We start from the raw sequence: 18,549 nt of genomic DNA, 5'->3' as shown, positions 1-18,549 counted from the left end.
GGAGCGTGTAGTTAAGTGATTTCAGGTATTGTGGCTAATGGACACCCGATCATCACTATCCCATTTCGGATTCCAAATCGCGCTGACTTTCCGATTGAGTTTGTAGTAGATACAGGATTTACAGATGAGCTTTGTTTACCACCCGAAGCAGTAGCATTACTGAATCTTCCTTTCAGGTACGATATGCGGGCGAATTTAGCAGACAACAGCCAAGTAATGCTGCCCCTTCACAAAGCAATTATTATCTGGAATGGTGAGGAGCGAGAAACTCGTGTATTTGCCACAGGGCGGCGACCCTTGCTTGGAACTGCTTTATTAGATAGCCATGAACTTGTGATTCAGTTTACGGAAGGTGGGTTGGTAACAATTGACGAATTGTAGTTCTCAGCATTAGCGCAAACGCAGGCTAACTTAGCCGTTATACTGAATCGGTTTTTAATAGTATGATTAACTCCCAATCCAACTTGAAAAACCCGCTCCCTTTTCCCCACTTTTCACTCCCCCATACCTGTTAAACAAGATTTAGGATCAGAGCGATCGCTAGATTAAGGGTTAAGTAATGTTAAGATCATAATTCTTCATGAAGAAAGCGCATGATCGCCGAGTAACTGTCGTCAAAAATACCAAATTTTGCCCCAGTCACAATAAAGTAGGGATCAAGCGCATTCGATCGAAGCAAGAATTTTCTCCCCAGTATCTATGAATCAATCAGAAAGTTGTGGTAAGGTCTATCTCGTCGGTGCGGGTCCCGGAGATCCCGGTTTGTTGACCTTAAAAGCGAAAGTTCTCCTAGAAAATGCCGATGTTGTCCTCTATGATGCCCTAGTTAGCCCCTCGATTCTAGCCATGATTAACCCCCGGGCCGAACAAATCCATGGGGGTAAGCGTCGCGGTCGTCATTCTCTGGTACAGGAGGAAATCACCGCTTTACTGATCGAGAAGGCCCAGACTAATGCCGTGGTTGTTCGTCTCAAAGGGGGCGATCCCTTTGTTTTCGGTCGCGGGGGTGAAGAAATGCTCGATCTGATCGCGGCCGGAATTAGCGTCGAGATCGTGCCGGGGATCACTTCAGGAATTGCCGTGTCTGCCTACGCTGGTATTCCCCTCACCCATCGCGATTATAGTTCTTCCGTTACCTTCGTCACCGGCCACGAGATGGCGGGTAAATATCGTCCTCAAGTTAACTGGTCAGCGATCGCCCATGGTGCGGAAACAATTGTCGTTTACATGGGTGTGCATAATTTACCCTATATTATCGGCGAGTTGACCAAGGCGGGCAGAAGTCCAGAAACACCGATCGCCCTGATTCGCTGGGGAACAACACCGCAGCAACAGCAGTTAATCGGTACTTTCACCACGATTATGGACCAGATCGAAGCCACCGGCTTTGAATCCCCGGCGATCGCTGTTATCGGGGCAGTGGTGGACCTTCACGCTCTCTTGCAAGCGGGACAACCTTTGCTCTCCAGGACAATCCCCCCCACCCCCATTTCTCCCTGATTCGGTTGCCATGCGTCAATATCAAAAATCCCTGACCATTACCACCAGTCCCAAGAATTTCCATCGTCTTACTGCCCCCATAGAAGCGATCGTGGCTGAATCGGGCATAACGACGGGATTGTGCAGTGTCTTTGTCTGTCACACCTCCGCTTCCTTGCTGATCCAAGAAAATGCCGATCCCGATGTTCTCACCGATTTGGCCAATTTCTTCGCCAAGTTAGTCCCGGAAGATAGCAGTCTCTACTATCACTCTACCGAAGGGCCAGACGATATGCCCGCTCACATTCGCTCGGTCCTAACCCGGACATCGGAACAAATCCCGATCGCTAGAGGTAAATTAGTTTTAGGCATCTGGCAAGGTATCTATCTCTGGGAACACCGTCAGAGTCGTCACCAAAGACAAGTGGTGGTTCATATCACGGGGGTCTGAAGCTTTGCGTATAGTTTTGTAATAGAAACTTTACTCGTACCCCTCATCGGAGTAAGATTTTTTCCGTGTACGATCAAATTGTTCGCTTTTTGAACAAAGAACTTCATATTTCGTAACAAAAGGAAACAATTTATGCGAAAATTGTTCGCTCTGGCCCTGGTGCTATCTCTCTGGTTCACCTTTGCCGCTCCAGCGTCGGCTGATTTGTCCAATCTGACCCCTTGTAGCGAAAATCCCGCTTTCCTACAAAAAGCGAAGAGTTTCCGCAACACCACTCCTGACCCCGAATCGGGAGCCAAACGCGCTCAAACCTACTCCCAAGCTCTCTGTGGACCCGAAGGCTATCCGCACCTAATTGTTGATGGTCGTTGGGATCACATGGGCGATTTCTTTATCCCTAGCATCCTATTCCTGTACATTACCGGTTGGATCGGTTGGGTTGGTCGGGCCTATTTAATCGCCGTGCGCGACAGCAAAGATGCCGAAATGAAGGAAATCATCATCGATGTTCCCCTCGCTCTCAGCAAAATGTTAACGGGTTTTCTCTGGCCGTTGGCGGCTTTACAAGAAGCCACTTCTGGTAAATTAACCGTTAAGGATTCGGAAATTACCGTTTCCCCTCGTTAATTTTTGTGTCAAACCCTTGACTTTTTATTCTCTAGGAGAACTCAGATGGAAGGACTTACTAAATTTCTCTCGTCCGCACCCGTGTTAATTATGGCGCTGCTGACTTTCACCGCCGGGATTTTAATCGAATTTAATCGCTTTTATCCCGATCTCTTATTCCACCCGCTAGGTTAAAGCCAATCTCAGGTGATTAAAAGGGATACAGAGTCCACTGTATCCCTTTTTAATGGCAACGATCGGAGGGATTGGGGAATATTAAGAAAAGAAAGACACTGGAGACGACAGGCTCTCAAAATCGATAAGATACAGGTATCTGCAACCCCAGAGGTGGGACAAACCATGCTGTTAGATAGAGATTTGATGCTAGAAAAGCGGCTGCGGTATCAAGAATTACAAGAAAAATTAAAAGAGATTTGGCAGGGAGAAAACGTTCCCGAATCGGATGAATGCGATTATGATATCCTAGTTGTCCCTTCTTTTAGTATCGATCAGAGAGTCGGTCAAAAAGTGGCGGGTTTTTTACATTACGAAGAAAGATTATTATTTTCTCTGATTCGGTTGCGACACCCGAAAACCCGTTTAATCTATGTAACAGCGCAGCCACTTTCGCGGATGGTGATTGATTATTACCTGCAATTGTTACCGGGGATTCCTTTTTCCCATGCTAATAATCGTCTGTTATTACTGACAACTCACGATAACTCTTTTCAACCTTTAACCCAAAAAATTCTGGACAGACCGCGCTTAGTAGCAAGAATCCGGCAAGCGTTGCGTCGAGATCGTGCCTACATGGTTTGTTTTAATTCTACTAATTTAGAGCGAGAATTGTCTTTACAATTAGATATTCCTTTATTTGCCTGTAGTCCAGACTTATTGTATTGGGGTTCTAAAAGTGGCAGTCGCGAGATTTTTAGTCAAGGCAATATTCCCCATCCTGACGGTAGTTTACAGGTAAATACGGTTAAGGATTTGTTGTATGAGTCCGCTAGTTTGTGGTCTCGTCAACCGCAATTAAAACGCATGGTAGTGAAGTTAAATGAGGGGTTATCGGGAGAAGGAAATGCAGTTTTAGATTTACGTCCTTTAGGGGAAATTGTTGATAGTAACAGTCTAGATTTAAGCGAGAGAATTAATCTCTTGGCTAAACTATTAGACAAGATTAGTTTTCAAGCAAGCGATGAAAATTGGGAGAGTTTTTCTGGCAAAATTGCTGAATTAGGGGGAATTGTCGAAGCTTTTATTGAAGGGGAAGAAAAGCGATCGCCGAGTGTGCAAGGTTATATTACACCGACGGGAGAAGTGAAGATTCTTTCCACTCACGATCAAATTTTAGGCGGTCCCGATGGTCAAATTTATCTGGGTTGTTATTTTCCTGCCGATGAAAATTATCGCCTACAATTACAGGAATTAGGTCTAAAAATAGGGGAAATTCTGGCAGCAAAGGGAGCAATTGAACGCTATGGAGTTGATTTCGTCGCTGTTAAAAATCCAGAAACTTTAGTCTGGGATTTACAGGCGATCGAAATTAATCTGCGAAAAGGAGGAACTACCCATCCTTTTATGACTTTAAAGCTTTTAACTAATGGTGAATACGATCAAAAAACTGGATTGTTTTTCAGTCAACCTCACCAGGAAAAATACTATATTGCCTCCGATAATCTCCACAAACCCCAATACAAAGGTTTACTTCCCGATGATTTAATGGATATTATTGCTAAACATCACTTGCATTTTGATAGTAGCAGTAAAACAGGAACAGTTTTTCATCTCATGGGTGCGCTGTCGGAATTTGGTAAATTAGGGTTAACTTGTATCGGCAATTCTAGTGAGGAAGCTGCGGCAATTTATCAGCGTGTGGAACAGGTGTTAGATTGGGAAACAGAGCATAGTTCCATAAATTTAGGTTATTATTATTCTGGATTACCGATCACTTGGATATAGAAGGTTTTTCTGGCAAGAATTTGCGTTTTAGGGAATCGATAGCTCGTCCGGGTACTTCCGTCGCTTGAGCGAGAATTAAATTCCAAAGATAACCATATTTAGGGAAATTTTTTAGGAGAATCACCTCGGCAATAAAGTAAAAACGTTTAGTTCTTTTATACTCAGGAGGATTATCTTCAATCCGCAGTTGTTCGGCTATTTCTGGCAGCCAATGACCGATAGTTTTACCTTGCTCAAAAAACTTGGCCTGAATATATAAACCTAGTAATCTATCTAAACACCAAAAGGGAATATATTTAATCGGACCGGTGACACTCATGGAAGCGGTAATCTCTTTAACTGCCGGTTGTACCAGTTCGTTTTTCCAAACTTTTTTATCAAAGTTTTCCATGTGAGGGCCCTTGTGATCTCGACGTTTCCCGATCAGGGCGCTAGGATTAAAAGGATTATCTAAAGGAGCGATCGGTGCTTCTAATAAATAATTATTCTCTTTAAATAAGTTACTATTATTTTCTCTTCTGCTACAGATAGCTAAACTTTTTACATCGGGAATTGTTGGCCAAGGACTCTCTAATTTTTCTCGTTCACCGTAGGGAAATTCACATCTGGCTAATCGCAATACCCAACTATTGGGGAAGCGTTCAAAATAGTCTTTAACTAAGGTGACGATCTCCTGGTGTAAATATTCATCGCAATTGATTGTGAGAATATAAGTGCCTCTGGCATTTAAAAATCCTGTACTTCTTTGAATAATTTCACCTCGTAAAGCACAGACAATCTGTTTCATGCGTGGATCATTCACCGGCGAAGGTTTGACCCCAGGAGGATGAACTAAAATAAATTCTATATCTCCCTTGACTTTCAACAATTCTCCTAGCCAATATTCGCCAAATCCCTCGCGCATCGGGATAACGATCGATAGAAAAGTATTAGACATAAATTAACTCTTTAGATTTGCTTGTCATTTATCAAAGTTGTCTTGACCGTGATGCACTTAACGGGTTTAAATGGCTTCTAAATATTTGCTATCGAGCAGAAATGAGCCTCGATCGAATTTTACACCCCAATAACCCCCCGGCCGGCGATCGATCACCGTGCCGATATCGTCGATATTGAGTAGCTCCGGCGGCCGTAACATAGGCATAGGATCGGCGGTTTTCAGGTAAGGGGGAATGGCAATCAGACGGACTTTTCCCCCGATGCTAATTTCACTCATGGTACTGGCTAGATGCGATCGTGACATCGTATCTCAACTTAGCATATTTTAAATCATTCTCAAGATAGATTCCCTAGGAAATAGGTATTCTGTAAGCTGTTGCCATCCGCCTTTGGCGTTAGGTTGGGGTGTTGCCTAACCTAGCGGCGAGGGTGGCGATAGCACTACGAAATCTGCTGGAGCAATAATCATGAAAATCACTCATAAACTCTTGTTCTCTTCCTGGCTCTTACTGGGTGTCACGGTGGCCCCATCCCAAGTATTGGCAGGACACTTTGTTCCTCAAGGGCCGTTTGTCCAACCTGCACCTGGACCGGGTATTCCGGGACCCAAGAATGTTCCGGGTAAAGAATACAGCGATCGCTTTGACAAAGACACTCAAGAACCGCCAGTTCTAGATCCAGAACAGAATATTTACTGGGATGGCAATGGTGGTCGGCAAGATACTTTCGACTATAGTGGCTCTCGCGCAGGTGATACCGATCCAGCTAGAGAAGTAGATGCCTTAGCTAATCATGGAGATGCTCTATTCTGGGATGTCATCGCTAATCAAGCCGCCCTACTATTCTCGACCGGTTCGACAACGCTATTACTCCCCGGTGATTCCCGTGCTACTGTTTATAACGCAAGTCCTGATTATAACCAGCTTGGAATACATGAAAAAAGTGTTCTTTTTGAATCGATTGGCGGGGAGATTGACTTTTGGGCAAAGCCTCCAGAAATTGATGAAGCGGGAGTTAACGATCTTGATGGTTTGGAGGTATGGAGTTCTGTATCACCAACGTCTTCTCAATACCCTTCTCCAGCAGATCCGACTCCTGATGATGCTGATATGTACTCTTTGCTGGGAGATCCCCTTATTAACGGTACGAGAACATCAGTATGGTACTACAACGGTGGTGTAAGTAACCCTTATCTTGATGCTGCTCAGATTGCGGCGGCGATTAACCGCCCTGACATAGCTAACTTAGCGAATATTATCGATTTGGATGGTTTAATGGTCTCGGATGGCGGTAACATTGGCCAATGGGATAACAGCGATCGCATTCTGTTCAGTGTTATGCCCATCGACGCTAATCTTGATGGAATCATCACACCCAATATTAATGGGGGCGATATCGACGGAGGCGAAATTTGGCATTGGCAATTTGGTCAACCACTGGCCCCATTCCTCTTTCACGGTGGGCATCTCTGGGATACAGCTTTCAATGTCAGACAGGCTACCGGAGCAGTGAATGAAAACATAGATGCTTTAGAAGCTGTCGCCGTTCCCGAACCCTCTACATTCCTCAGCTTATTAACCCTTGGCACTCTCGGTGCAGCTTCAACCCTGAAACGCAAACTAAAATCCTCTAAATCCGACGAAAACTAAACCACAAAAGTAGGCTAAATCGCCCACCAAAGTAGAATTAATGCTCCTTCATTCAGTCAGTTGAGGGGGTTTATTGTATAATAGGGACATGATTAAATCAAGAGGATTTTGGTTATGCAACAGGTGACGATTGAGCTACCCACCACCATAATTAATGCTCTAGCCGCCTACAATCAAGAGCATAAGGTATCTTCTTCTGATACAGTACAAACGGCTATAGAATCATTTTTAATAGCGAAAGGCTATTTATCCAAACCGAAAAAATTTTTTCACTTATCTCCCGCACCCAAAGGAAGTGGCTATACTGACACATCCATCAATCATGACGCTGTTTTAGCCGAATTTACAGCTTGCTTCTATATAGATTAGGATTTGAACAAGCCACTCATTTCACACAAAATTGCTTAGAATCTGCTAATCTGATCAATCCGACAGAAGATCAGTATTTCGCAGCCATAGCAAAAGCTAAACAATTTCCTGATCAAACTATTACTATTGTTGATGCTTTGACTGCTATCATCTCAATCGAATTAGATCTACCTGTTTGGAGCTATGATTATCATTTTGATATAATGCGGGTGAAAGTATGGAGATAACCCTCAAGTGCCAACTAAAACCCTCCAAACCCTCAGAAAAGTAAACCACAAAAGTCTCCTAAAAAACATTAATAAAAAACTCGTAATCGCCCCTTCATTCAGTCAGTTGAGGGGGTATTGTTTTTTTATATATTTTCCTCTTACACATTAGTCGCTCGAAAATGATAAGATAGATATAATAAACCAGATTGAGTCTGAGGAAAAATCAAAAATGCAATTTATTCAGACTAAAGCCAAAATCAAAGATGGACAATTAATTATCGAGCAACCCCATCAAGATTTGCCAACAGACACAGAGATTGAACTTGTTATTATTGTTCCCGATCAAAATGAACAAGTAGAATTTGAACAAGCTCGTACTAAGATGCAAGCTGCATTTAAAGAAGCAGGTATCGACACTGATGAACAGATTTTAGAGCTTATTCGTAAAGTGAAGCAAGAACTATTTCAGGAGCGGTATGAATGAGGAGAATTTTTTTAGATACAAATATTTATATTATTGGTCAATTAAAACCCCTCTCACCACAAGAGCGAATTCTTACATGGTTAGGATATTATACCCCCAATAATCAATCTTCAATCAAAGTTATTATTTCCCAGGAACTCATTAACCAAATTTTACGAGTTGGCAAAAGCAGCCAAAATAGTAGATTAAATCTGGCAGAATCTTAATTGCTTATTTATACCAGAAACGATTGCAATGAAAGCAGAAGCAAGTCAGATAATTGCAGAAAAATTAGTGCCTTCTGAAGATGTTTTTATCTATCTAACTGCCAAATATGGTGCGGCGGAAATATTTTTGTCTGAAAATCGAGAGTTAATCAAAATCATTGCTAATTTTGATTGTTTAACATCAGAGGAATTTCTTGATAAATATCTGCGACAAATGCCCCCTTAATTCAGTCAATTGAGGGGGCATTTTTGGCCTAACTCTCTCAATTCCCATGATTTCAAGGAGTATGGTTTATCCTTTCATCCGATATCTGCTACAATACAGATACAGGAAATAAAATTTTGATCAGTAGGGTAGAAGTCTTTTCCGTTATCTTAGAAGGTAAGCATCATGAAAAATTTAGAAGAAATTAAAGCGATTTTGGGTCAAGTTAAGTCCTTAGTAAAAGAAAAGTATCATGTCAGTGAATTAGGTATTTTTGGAGATTATGTAAAAGGAGAAGTGCAGGAAAATAGTGAAGTTAATATTCTGATAGATTATACGGAACCGCCTAGTTTACTAGATTTAGTAGATCTGGAATATTATTTAAGTGATTTACTTAAGGTAAAAGCGGATGTTATCAGTAAAAATGGATTAAAAGGAAGAAGGAGAGAAAGAATTTTATCCGAGGTTATTTATGTATGACACAACGGGAATTTAGAGATTTCTTGCAAGACATTCTAGAGGCAATTTGTCAACTAGAAAAGATGACTCAGGATCTAAGCTTTGCAGAATTTTCAACTAAGATAGAAATATTTCTTTCGGCAGTAAAATTAATTGAAATAATCGGGGAAGCAGTCAAAAATATTCCTGATGAAGTGAGAGTTAATTATCCCAATATTCCTTGGAAAAACATCGCAGGTATGCGGGATAAATTAGTTCATGAATATTGGGCAATTGATGAAAAAGTCGTCTGGAAAGTGATTCAAAACAATCTCCCCCAGCTAAAGACAATCATTATCAGTATCATTGAGAAATTACAATAAATTTTCCTTCCTCCTTTAAAAACCCACCTCGCCACTTCCCACTTCCCCATTCATAATTCCCACTTGCAAGAGTGCCTTTTTGAACCTTTCCCTAAAAAGGTTTTGATTTTAGGGAAATACAGTTAAAGGAATCCATTCGTAGGTGTTGACAATGCCTTGAAAATAATCATTAATAGTTTCTCTGGAATAGGGAACAACACCATCTTCACCAAACCAACGTTCATAAATTGTCACCGCTTGTTGTTGGTCACTAACGATCCCTTCCATGAATTTTAATAGGGTATAATTCACTGTATCGCGCCATTTAGAATCATTTTCAGGTAAAGTACAGGCATAGGATTCGTAGGCGTAGGGATAGGAGGGAACTATGGCTAAATTATTGGGATTTTTAGCGCTTTTCCTTAAACCTTCTAGGGTAATGCCATCACTGGCAAAACCATCAATTTCTCCCGCTTCTAGTTTTTGTAAACCCTCGCCACGATTTTTAACTTTGACCAAAATAGCGGCGGGTTGTTGGGTTTTAATCACCGCTTCATTAGTAGTATTGGCAATCACTCCAATGCGTCTGCCTGCCAAGCTACCGATGTCATCAAGATTACTACCTTTGCGGGTGAGTAATTGAGTGCCACTGGCAAAATAACTAACGGAAAAATCCACTTCATTTTCTCTTTTCCAAGTAAAAGTAGTGGAGCCACATTCGATATCTATCACCCCTGTTTTCAACTTTTCAAAACGATTTTGGGGAGTAATCTCAACAATTTTTAACTTAATTGGTTTTCCTAACTTCCGTTCGGTTTCTTTGCGAATTAACTCTAACATATCAAGGCTGTAACCCACCCACTTGCCTTGGGAGTTGACAAAACCAAAGGGAATAGCATCTTTACGAGCGCCGGCAGTAATTACCCCAGTTTTTTGAATGCGATCGAAGATTGCTCCGGCAAGGCTAGAATGGTTACTGGTGAGGGTTAAAGCTACTGTCATCGTCATGACGGCAAGTGTACGCTTCATTTTTTTTCCTAATCTGAAAGTGGCTCAAGTCTGGGACTGTTTCAGGAGACGGAGAGTTTCCCAGAGGAAGATTTTTTAGCGGCGATTGCTGGGGACAAAAAAAGAGGAGAGATGTTACTCTCTCCCCCTTTCAGTTTTTTCGACAGCATTTTAAATTGTTTTTTCAGTTGTCGCTGTCGGGCCGAACCGCCCTTGCCTTTGTCGTTACGTCCCTGACGGCGGGGGGACTCCCATCGCTTAAGTCGCATAGTTTTTAATTCCAATTTAGTCAGTTATATTTACTGTAACAGGTTTAACGTCAGTTTGGGTTAAGGAATTGAAACTGTGACAACTCAAGCTCTCTGTCATACTAAATCCGGTTATTAAAAACTGATTATTTATTCCCCCTTTTGCCTTTTGCCTTTTGCCTTTTGCCTCTTGCTTTTTGCCTGTCCTTATAAGTAGCCTATGCTCAACGGATTTAGTATCACCCTGTGAGATGCCGAACTCTAGTTAACCAACCTTGTTCACCTAATTAGTATTTTCCTATGCTTAGTCAGCAACTTTGGCACAGCCATCAAGATCTAGTACAAGCTTGTCTAGAACACCCTTTTGTGCGAGGTATCGCCACAGGAGAGCTTAAACGGGACTGTTTCGCTTTTTATGTCGGTCAAGATGCTTTTTTTCTGGAATCTTTCGCCCGTGCTTACAGTATCGCCGCCGCTAAAGCTCCTGATTGGCAGGGATTTACTAGCTTTCATCGGTTAGCGGCGGGGGTATTAACGGAATTAGAATTACACGAAAATTATGCTCTACAGTGGGGGGTTGACCTGAGAAAGGTTCAGCCCGCTAATGCCACCCGTCGCTATACGGATTTTCTTCTCGCTACCGCTTGGATGGGTGACATCGGTGCGATTGCCGTGGCGATGAGTCCCTGTATGCGTCTTTATGCTTATCTGGGTCAACAATTAGCCCTAGAGCCGATTTCTGAGAATCCCTATCAAGCTTGGATTGATAGTTATAGTGGGGATGAATTCGCAGCTTTAGCAAGCCAGTTAGAGGAATTAGTGGATAAATACGCCCTGATGACGGAAAATATCTCTTTATCCTATCGTTATGCCCTTAGTTGTGAACAGGACTTTTTTAGTGCCGCCTACAGCCAGGGCAAATCTTAAAATTTTCCCGTCACAATGTTAAGAAATATAAATGACGCTAAGATTAAGGTAAGCAAAATCGTCATTATAAAAATAATGTTCCCTTCGCAACCCGCCGAAAACGAACTCCTGAAAACTATCTTGGAACCTCTACTAGAGGATTTCACCTATTGGTTTTCCCGTTCCCGTCTCCTCCTCGAATCCGAGAGATTATCCTTTCTCAGCCTCGAGGAACAAAACGATTTATTAGCAAGAGTCAAAAACGCTCAACAGGAGGTGGCCACGGCTCATTTACTCTTTAAAACCACAGGTGGTCAGGTGGGTATCGAGGCCAAGATGTTGTTGCCTTGGCACCAGCTGGTGGCAGAGTGTTGGGGGGTCAGCAGTCGTCGTCGTCGATTACAGGGTTGGGGAGAATATCAATCTCCTCAAACTGACGCTTAACCTGAAACTTTTTGGTAAGCTAGAGAGTTGAGCGAATTTTTAGCATAAAGTTTTGGCAATTAGGAATATTCACACATAATTCATGGGAGACTCAGCCAATGTTACATCTGCTCTATATCCTCGCCTTCACAGTTATCGCTTTTTTGACCATTAATAATTTAATTCGGAGTCTGATTACTGTCAGCATGGATTCCCAGAAACGTCCTGCTAAATCGGCTAATTCCTATAATCCCTACGGTTATCCCATGACTTCCCATCCGGAACTTTTGGACGAGACTGGACAACCGATTAATGAACCTCTGTTAGTGATTCGTTCTCTCACTGTGGAAGATGCTCGTCAACAGTTGGATGCCATTTATAATTCTTCTCCCAGTGCCACCAAAGAGCAAGACGAAGAAATCTAATTGGGGGTGGCTGAATAAATCTAAAAATCTTGTTGGGTAAGACTTTGAGACCTTTTTGAAATCCAAAAGTGCTAGGCAAGAGAGTGATCAGGGGGAAAATTCAGGTGCTTTTTCCCCGAAAATTAGGTAATTGACCTCCTCAAAATCGGTAAAACCCTACACCCCACACCCCACACCCTGCCCCCACCAGCAAACTTTTTCAGCAGACTCTAATTGGTTCTAGAATGGCAGTCCTTGAAAACAGATATGTTTATCTACACGGTTTTGCTTCTAGCTCCCAATCAACAAAAGCACAATTTTTGAGGCATTGTTGGCAAAACAGGGGTTTAGCGATGGAAATTCCCGATCTTAACGGTGATGACTTTTCTAGCTTAACTCTCACTCGTCAGATTGTTCAAGTCGGCCAATTGATTGAACAATCTCAGCTTCCTGTTACTCTGATTGGTTCCAGTTTTGGCGGTTTAACGGCAGCTTGGCTGGCAGAAACTTATTTTCAGGTGCAAAGGCTCGTTTTATTAGCTCCCGCTTTTAATTTCGGGCCGATTTGGTTAGGACAATTGGAAGCGGAAACCCTAGCCAATTGGCAAAAATCTGGGAGTTTATCGGTTTATCACTACGGTTATCGCCGTTATCTGCCAATTGATTACAAGTTTATCGAGGACTTAGCCAATTATCCCCAAGAAAAGTTAATCAGGCAGCTCCCCACCCTAATTATTCATGGCAGTGACGATGAGGTGATTCCCCTAGAAAATAGTCGCCATTATGCTTTTTCTCGTCCTTGGGTACAGTTAATCGAATTAGATAGCGATCATGCCCTTACCGATGTTTTGACGAGGATATGGGCTGAAATGCAATTATTCCTAGACATCGGTCTTTAGGCGATCATGACTAAACTTGAGGAACTAACGAGCGGCTCTATTGTCAACGGCATTCTGCCCAATCAAAGCATTACCGTCATCGAGGCCAAGTGGCATGGCAGCGACGCGGTAGAACTGACCTACAAAGATACCAACGGACAACCCTACACAGAACTGCTCTTTCGATACCGAGAGCCAACCCTAGAGATTCTCACCGAAGGAAGACCGTGGGGTTTCGATGGCGACGGAGCTTTGCTGCGCCTAGTTTCCGAAGCCCATCGCATCCGGTTGGCCTACCTGTTTGACCCGCTTCTAGCCGTCCATACCTCTCTGGTGGAACCACTCCCCCATCAAATCACTGCTGTTTACGGTGAGATGCTCGATCGCCAACCCCTACGCTTTTTGTTGGCCGATGACCCCGGGGCCGGGAAAACCATCATGGCGGGATTGTTAATTCGAGAACTCCTGATTCGAGGTGACTTAGCGCGCTGCTTAATCGTCTGTCCAGGCAGCCTCGCAGTCCAGTGGCAAGATGAACTACATAACAAATTTCACCTTCCCTTCGATATCCTCACCAATGACCGCCTCGAAACGGCCCGCACCGGCAACGCCCTCGCCGAAATGGGTCTGGTCATTGCTAGGCTTGATAAACTCAGCCGTAACGACGACCTCCAGAAGAAACTCCAGCAGACTGATTGGGATCTGGTCATCTGCGATGAGGCCCACAAGATGTCCGCTTCGTTTTTCGGCGGGGAAATCAGGGAAACAAAGCGTTACAAATTGGGCAAACTCCTCTCTAGCATTACCCGCCACTTCCTGCTGATGACCGCGACTCCCCACAACGGCAAAGAAGAAGACTTTCAGTTATTCCTAGCTCTACTCGATGGCGATCGCTTTGAGGGGCGATTCCGGGACGGAGTTCATGTATCAGATACTTCCGACCTGATGCGCCGTCTGGTCAAAGAGGAACTGCTCAAGTTTGACGGCAAGCCACTTTTCCCAGAAAGAATCGCTCACACGGTCAGTTACCCCCTCTCCGACCAAGAAGCGATCCTCTACAGTCGAGTCACCGAGTATGTACGCGAAGAATTTGACCGAGCCGAAGCCCTGGCCAACGACGGGCGCAAGGGGACAGTCGGCTTTGCCCTCACCATTTTGCAACGCCGCCTCGCCTCCTCTCCGGAAGCCATCTATCAATCCTTGAAACGACGACGAGAACGGCTACAAAAGCGACTCCGAGAAGAAGAACTGCTCAAGCGAGGCCAGTCGCTGGAGATAGAATTTGCTACCGTCCTTGACCAAGACGACATCGATGACGACTTTGAGGATACCGATAGCAGCGAGCGGGAGGCTACGGTCGAGGAGGTGGTCGATCAGGCCACAGCATCGCGTACCATTGCCGAACTACAGATTGAAATCGCCCTGCTGAAAAAGCTTGAAGACCTAGCCAATACCGTTCGACGGAGCGGAAAAGACCGTAAGTGGGAAGAGTTTTCCCATCTTCTGCAGGATGAAGCAGAGATGTTCGATGCAGGAGGATACCGCCGCAAAATAGTCGTCTTCACCGAACACAGAGACACCCTCAACTACCTGAAAGAGCGGATCAGTACACTCCTTGGCAACCCAGAAGCTGTTGTCACCATTCACGGTGGCATGGGTCGGGAAGACCGCAAAAAAGCCGAAGAAGGCTTCAAGCAAGACGTAGGAGTACAGGTACTTCTGGCCACCGATGCCGCCGGAGAGGGGATCAACCTGCAACGAGCGCATCTCATGGTCAATTATGACCTACCCTGGAACCCAAACCGCCTAGAACAGCGATTCGGTCGCATTCACCGAATTGGACAGACCGAGGTTTGTCATCTCTGGAATTTGGTGGCCCACGAAACCCGCGAGGGAGATGTCTATCGGACACTCCTCGAAAAACTCGAAGCCGAACAAAAAGCCTTAGGCGGACGGGTCTTTGATGTATTAGGCAAAGCCATTGCGGGAAAAGAATTGCGCGAACTTCTCATCAAAGCCATCCGTTACGGCGATCGCCCAGATATAAAAGCAGGCTCAAACCAGGTCATCTCTGAAAAGCTCGATCAAGAGAGACTAAGGGAATTGCTGGAAGAACGCGCCCTAGCACGCGATTCGATCGATGCTTCCAAGGTTCAGAAAATTCGAGAAGATATGGAGCGAGCCGAAGCCAGACGGTTACAGCCGCACTTCATCGCCGCATTTTTCCTCGAAGCCTTCCAACGCTTAGGCGGCACCCTACGCCAGCGAGAGCCAAAGCGATACGAGATTACCAACGTCCCCGCCGTTATCCGTAACAGAGACCGCTCTTTAGGGATAGGAGAGCCAATTCTCAAACGCTATGAGCGCATCTGTTTTGATAAAGACCTGATTAGTGTTCCGGGTAAACCCGTTGCTACCTTTGTCTGTCCCGGCCATCCCCTGTTAGATGCCACTATCGATCTTGTCTTGGAACGGCATCGGGAATTACTCAGACGGGGGGCTATCCTAGTTGATGACAGTGATCCGAGGGAGGAAATTCGGGCGCTGGTGTACTTAGAACACGCCATTCAAGACGCTCGGCTAAATCCCGATGGCAGACGGCGGGTGGTGTCGCGGCGAATGCAGTATGTGGAAATTCCTCTGTTTGCACCACAGAGACAGGGAGAGAGGGATGCTGGGTATGCCCCTTATCTAGATTATCGTCCTTTGCAGGAGGAGGAGCGGGCGATCCTAGGGCCGATCCTTGATTCTCTCCCTATCGGTAATGAGATTGAGAGCCAGGCCCGCAATTATGCGATCGCTAACCTTGTCTCTTCCCATCTTCAGGAGGTACGGCAGCGCAAGGAAGAGTTAATTGAAAAGACCCTTATAGCAGTTAAAGACCGTCTGACTAAGGAGATCAACTACTGGGACCATCGGGCAGCCCAGTTGCGCCTACAGGAAGAAGCGGGGAAGACAAATGCGCGGATCAATTCCAACAAAGCCCAGATGCGGGCCGATGAACTACAAACGCGGTTGCAAAAGCGCTTGTCTGAATTGGAGCAGGAGCGTCATTTATCCCCATCGCCGCCAGTGGTGGTGGGAGCAGCCCTCATCGTACCGGGGGGACTGTTAGGGCGACTTTTAGGCAAGCCAATGTTTGCCCGGGAGACAAAGCGCGTCGAGCAGCTGGCAATGGCGGCAGTCATGGCGGCCGAAAAAGCTTTGGGGTATGAACCGCGGGATGTGAGCGCCGAGAAGTGCGGCTATGACATCGAATCGCGCAGGACCGGAACAGGCCGCTTACGGTTTATCGAAGTCAAGGGTAGAGTAGAAGGAGCAGAGACGGTGACTGTCACCAAGAACGAGATCCTTGCATCCTTTAACAAGCCAGAGGATTTTCTGCTGGCCTTGGTTTCGGTTTCTCCCTCAGAGGAGGTTCAGGTCAGATATGTGCGCCGGCCATTCCAGAGAGAGCCGGATTTTGGGGCGTGTAGTGTTAATTATGATTGGGGAGAGTTATGGGAGAGGGGGGATATGATTGAACCACAAAGACACGAAGGACACTAAGGGGATTAACCACAAAGGCACAAAGGACACTAAGGGGATTAACCACAAAGGCACGAAGGACACTAAGGGGATTAACCACAAAGGCACGAAGGACACTAAGGGGATTAACCACAAAGGCACAAAGGACACTAAGGGGATTAACCACAAAGGCACGAAGGACACTAAGGGGATTAACCACAAAGGCACGAAGGACACGAAGATAGAAGAACCACAAAGGCACGAAGGACACGAAGGTTATGGATGAGAGGGCTAATGATTTATCTAAGGAGATTATTGGGGCGGCGATCGCTGTTCATCGGGAGTTGGGGCCAGGACTATTGGAGTCAGCCTATGAGGCCTGTTTAGAGTACGAGTTATTGGATAGGGGGATAGCGGTGGAGCGTCAAGTTCCTCAATCAGTGATTTATCGCGGTGTTAAACTTGATTGTGGTTATCGTCTCGATCTATTGGTGGAAAATCTGGTTATTGTCGAACTGAAAACTGTTGAACAACTTACCCCCATTCACGAGGCCCAGTTGTTAACCTATCTCAAATTACGCCGGCTTTGGCTAGGATTACTGATTAATTTTAACGTTCCCGTTCTCAAACAAGGCATCAAACGCCTTGTCAACAATTAATCTTTGTGTCCTTTGTGCCTTTGTGGTTCTTTATCCCAAGAGTCTAAATTATGAATACTTACAAAATACAAACAGTTTTAACTGAAGATGGGACGGTATTATTGAAAGAATTACCTTTTCAGGCTGGAGATGCGGTGGAAATTATTATTTTAGAGCAATCTAAAACATCGTTATCATCTAGTCAGGAAAAACTAATACATTCCTTGAAAGGTTCTGTCCTTCGTTATGATGATCCCTTTGAACCAGCTATTCCACCAGAAGACTGGGAAGTTCTAAAATGATTATTTTGGACACTCATATTTGGCTCTGGTGGGTTGACAGTAGCTCACGTCTCACAGCACGGCTAGAACAATTAATTTTAGAGCATCAGGTTAGTCAGCTTGGAGTTAGTATTTTTTCTTGCTGGGAAGTTGCTAAATTAGTTGAGAAGAACCGAGTGGAGTTATCTTATCCGGTCGATGAGTGGCTCAATTATGCGATCGCTTATCCAGGTGTTCAATTACTTCCACTGACGTTACCCATTATCGTGCAATCAACTCAACTTGCTGGATTTCATAACGATCCAGCCGACCAAATTATTGTCGCCACAGCGAAGGTTCACAATTGTCCCCTCCTGACAGTAGATGAAAAAATACTTGCCTACCCCGACGTAAACACGCTTAAGTGATTCCTTTTAGCCAAAGAACTCGCCTATTTATAGCTTATGCGCCAGAAAAAATTGGACTACCGATGCGATCGCCTACAATCGTCTAGTCACCTCCTGTCCAAAGATTACGGACTAGCCAACGAATACAAACCCTCTCCCCAATAAACAACCCTTCCTTTGTGTCCTTTGTGCCTTTGTGGTTCCTTATCTCAAGAGTCTCAATTATGAATACCTACAAAATACAAACAGTTTTAACTGAAGATGGGACAGTATTATTGAAAGAATTACCTTTTCACGCTGGAGATGCGGTGGAAGTGATCATACGATCGCATCCCAAAACTCAGCAAGATAAAATTATTACGGTTCTTCCGAACTTACACTGTAGAAAACTCCCCAAGCTCCCTCTCTGTCCAGCAATGCTCTAAAGTTGATAAATATCAATCTAACAAAAACTCAAAGCCCTATTATACAAGCTTTACAAGTATGAGTTGTTGATAGTTTGACATGACAG

General features: G+C 44.4%; 27 protein-coding genes. 23 read left to right on the top strand and 4 right to left on the bottom strand.

Going from position 1 to position 18,549, the window contains the following annotated elements; translation table 11 throughout:
• Positions 1–15 precede the first annotated feature (15 nt).
• From IM496_RS09690 to IM496_RS09665, 6 genes are all read left to right on the top strand, one after another.
• Positions 16–381, top strand: a complete 366-nt coding sequence (locus IM496_RS09690; RefSeq protein ID WP_194013725.1) for a clan AA aspartic protease — start codon at positions 16–18, stop codon at positions 379–381.
• A gap of 318 nt (positions 382–699) precedes the next feature.
• A complete protein-coding gene (gene cobA, locus IM496_RS09685; RefSeq protein WP_287661824.1) occupies positions 700–1,500 on the top strand; it encodes a uroporphyrinogen-III C-methyltransferase in 801 nt (266 codons plus the stop codon).
• A 10-nt stretch (positions 1,501–1,510) separates the two neighbouring features.
• Positions 1,511–1,930, top strand: coding sequence for a secondary thiamine-phosphate synthase enzyme YjbQ (locus tag IM496_RS09680; protein ID WP_045362918.1), 420 nt, complete (start codon positions 1,511–1,513; stop codon positions 1,928–1,930).
• 132 nt (positions 1,931–2,062) lie between these two features.
• Complete coding sequence (locus IM496_RS09675) at positions 2,063–2,557, top strand: photosystem I reaction center subunit III (protein ID WP_002748906.1); 495 nt, start codon at positions 2,063–2,065, stop codon at positions 2,555–2,557.
• Between the two features lie 45 nt (positions 2,558–2,602).
• Positions 2,603–2,731, top strand: a complete 129-nt coding sequence (gene psaJ, locus IM496_RS09670) for a photosystem I reaction center subunit IX (protein WP_002738148.1) — start codon at positions 2,603–2,605, stop codon at positions 2,729–2,731.
• A gap of 165 nt (positions 2,732–2,896) precedes the next feature.
• On the top strand, positions 2,897–4,498 hold the full coding sequence (locus IM496_RS09665; protein WP_287661825.1) for a peptide ligase PGM1-related protein: 1,602 nt from the start codon (positions 2,897–2,899) through the stop codon (positions 4,496–4,498).
• Here the strand turns inward: IM496_RS09665 and IM496_RS09660 are convergent.
• Entirely contained in the window at positions 4,485–5,435 is a 951-nt protein-coding gene (locus tag IM496_RS09660; RefSeq protein ID WP_194013729.1) for a transposase, read from the bottom strand. The genes IM496_RS09665 and IM496_RS09660 overlap by 14 nt on opposite strands.
• A 66-nt stretch (positions 5,436–5,501) precedes the next feature.
• On the bottom strand, positions 5,502–5,714 hold the full coding sequence (gene sipA / locus IM496_RS09655) for a regulatory protein SipA (protein ID WP_002777112.1): 213 nt from the start codon (positions 5,712–5,714) through the stop codon (positions 5,502–5,504).
• Between the two features lie 190 nt (positions 5,715–5,904).
• Between sipA and IM496_RS09650 the strand changes: the two genes are divergently transcribed.
• The 7 genes from IM496_RS09650 to IM496_RS09620 all read left to right on the top strand — a co-directional run bounded on the left by IM496_RS09650 (position 5,905) and on the right by IM496_RS09620 (position 9,380).
• The gene (locus IM496_RS09650) at positions 5,905–7,086 is read left to right on the top strand and encodes a PEP-CTERM sorting domain-containing protein (RefSeq protein WP_287661823.1); all 1,182 of its coding nucleotides are present in this window, start codon (positions 5,905–5,907) and stop codon (positions 7,084–7,086) included.
• Between the two features lie 114 nt (positions 7,087–7,200).
• A complete protein-coding gene (locus tag IM496_RS09645; protein WP_287661822.1) occupies positions 7,201–7,455 on the top strand; it encodes a hypothetical protein in 255 nt (84 codons plus the stop codon).
• Positions 7,456–7,893: 438 nt separating this feature from the next.
• Positions 7,894–8,148 carry a hypothetical protein gene (locus tag IM496_RS09640; RefSeq protein WP_004162523.1) on the top strand — a complete coding sequence of 85 codons (255 nt, stop codon included), beginning with the start codon at positions 7,894–7,896 and terminating at the stop codon, positions 8,146–8,148.
• The gene (locus tag IM496_RS09635; protein ID WP_194013735.1) at positions 8,145–8,354 is read left to right on the top strand and encodes a PIN domain-containing protein; all 210 of its coding nucleotides are present in this window, start codon (positions 8,145–8,147) and stop codon (positions 8,352–8,354) included. Before IM496_RS09640 ends, IM496_RS09635 begins: the two co-directional genes overlap by 4 nt.
• A gap of 28 nt (positions 8,355–8,382) precedes the next feature.
• A complete protein-coding gene (locus IM496_RS09630; RefSeq protein WP_194013737.1) occupies positions 8,383–8,580 on the top strand; it encodes a PIN domain-containing protein in 198 nt (65 codons plus the stop codon).
• Positions 8,581–8,745: 165 nt separating this feature from the next.
• Complete coding sequence (locus tag IM496_RS09625) at positions 8,746–9,039, top strand: nucleotidyltransferase family protein (RefSeq protein WP_002757241.1); 294 nt, start codon at positions 8,746–8,748, stop codon at positions 9,037–9,039.
• Complete coding sequence (locus tag IM496_RS09620; protein ID WP_194013739.1) at positions 9,036–9,380, top strand: HepT-like ribonuclease domain-containing protein; 345 nt, start codon at positions 9,036–9,038, stop codon at positions 9,378–9,380. Before IM496_RS09625 ends, IM496_RS09620 begins: the two co-directional genes overlap by 4 nt.
• 108 nt (positions 9,381–9,488) lie before the next feature.
• Here the strand turns inward: IM496_RS09620 and IM496_RS09615 are convergent, their stop codons facing one another.
• Together IM496_RS09615 and IM496_RS09610 are read right to left on the bottom strand one after the other, a co-directional pair.
• On the bottom strand, positions 9,489–10,388 hold the full coding sequence (locus IM496_RS09615) for an amino acid ABC transporter substrate-binding protein (RefSeq protein WP_045362902.1): 900 nt from the start codon (positions 10,386–10,388) through the stop codon (positions 9,489–9,491).
• Between the two features lie 41 nt (positions 10,389–10,429).
• Positions 10,430–10,636 carry a hypothetical protein gene (locus IM496_RS09610; RefSeq protein WP_002732891.1) on the bottom strand — a complete coding sequence of 69 codons (207 nt, stop codon included), beginning with the start codon at positions 10,634–10,636 and terminating at the stop codon, positions 10,430–10,432.
• Between the two features lie 279 nt (positions 10,637–10,915).
• Here IM496_RS09610 and IM496_RS09605 point away from each other — a divergent pair, with 279 nt between their 5' ends.
• The 10 genes from IM496_RS09605 (at position 10,916) to IM496_RS09565 (ending at position 18,463) form a co-directional block, all read left to right on the top strand.
• Positions 10,916–11,542, top strand: coding sequence for a TenA family protein (locus IM496_RS09605; RefSeq protein WP_287661820.1), 627 nt, complete (start codon positions 10,916–10,918; stop codon positions 11,540–11,542).
• Positions 11,543–11,557: 15 nt separating this feature from the next.
• Complete coding sequence (locus tag IM496_RS09600) at positions 11,558–11,965, top strand: DUF2605 domain-containing protein (RefSeq protein ID WP_002777118.1); 408 nt, start codon at positions 11,558–11,560, stop codon at positions 11,963–11,965.
• Between the two features lie 98 nt (positions 11,966–12,063).
• Positions 12,064–12,369 carry a DUF2973 domain-containing protein gene (locus tag IM496_RS09595; protein ID WP_046661666.1) on the top strand — a complete coding sequence of 102 codons (306 nt, stop codon included), beginning with the start codon at positions 12,064–12,066 and terminating at the stop codon, positions 12,367–12,369.
• A 224-nt stretch (positions 12,370–12,593) separates the two neighbouring features.
• Complete coding sequence (locus IM496_RS09590) at positions 12,594–13,247, top strand: YqiA/YcfP family alpha/beta fold hydrolase (protein ID WP_287661819.1); 654 nt, start codon at positions 12,594–12,596, stop codon at positions 13,245–13,247.
• Between the two features lie 6 nt (positions 13,248–13,253).
• Positions 13,254–16,775, top strand: a complete 3,522-nt coding sequence (locus IM496_RS09585) for a helicase-related protein (RefSeq protein ID WP_287661818.1) — start codon at positions 13,254–13,256, stop codon at positions 16,773–16,775.
• 236 nt (positions 16,776–17,011) lie between these two features.
• Positions 17,012–17,392 carry a GxxExxY protein gene (locus tag IM496_RS09580; protein WP_002754172.1) on the top strand — a complete coding sequence of 127 codons (381 nt, stop codon included), beginning with the start codon at positions 17,012–17,014 and terminating at the stop codon, positions 17,390–17,392.
• 50 nt (positions 17,393–17,442) lie between these two features.
• Positions 17,443–17,673, top strand: a complete 231-nt coding sequence (locus IM496_RS09575; RefSeq protein ID WP_150976004.1) for a hypothetical protein — start codon at positions 17,443–17,445, stop codon at positions 17,671–17,673.
• The gene (locus IM496_RS09570) at positions 17,670–18,059 is read left to right on the top strand and encodes a type II toxin-antitoxin system VapC family toxin (RefSeq protein ID WP_002777126.1); all 390 of its coding nucleotides are present in this window, start codon (positions 17,670–17,672) and stop codon (positions 18,057–18,059) included. The genes IM496_RS09575 and IM496_RS09570 overlap by 4 nt, the downstream gene beginning before the upstream one ends.
• Positions 18,060–18,084: 25 nt before the next feature.
• Positions 18,085–18,174, top strand: a complete 90-nt coding sequence (locus IM496_RS22685; RefSeq protein WP_502705817.1) for a DUF8807 domain-containing protein — start codon at positions 18,085–18,087, stop codon at positions 18,172–18,174.
• A gap of 88 nt (positions 18,175–18,262) precedes the next feature.
• Positions 18,263–18,463, top strand: coding sequence for an SH3 domain-containing protein (locus IM496_RS09565; protein ID WP_287661817.1), 201 nt, complete (start codon positions 18,263–18,265; stop codon positions 18,461–18,463).
• Positions 18,464–18,549: the final 86 nt, after the last annotated feature.

It is taken from the genome of Microcystis sp. M049S2, from assembly GCF_020245625.1.
Classification (GTDB): Bacteria; Cyanobacteriota; Cyanobacteriia; order Cyanobacteriales; family Microcystaceae; genus Microcystis; species Microcystis ichthyoblabe_A.
This window is presented reverse-complemented; position numbering and strand designations above follow the sequence as displayed.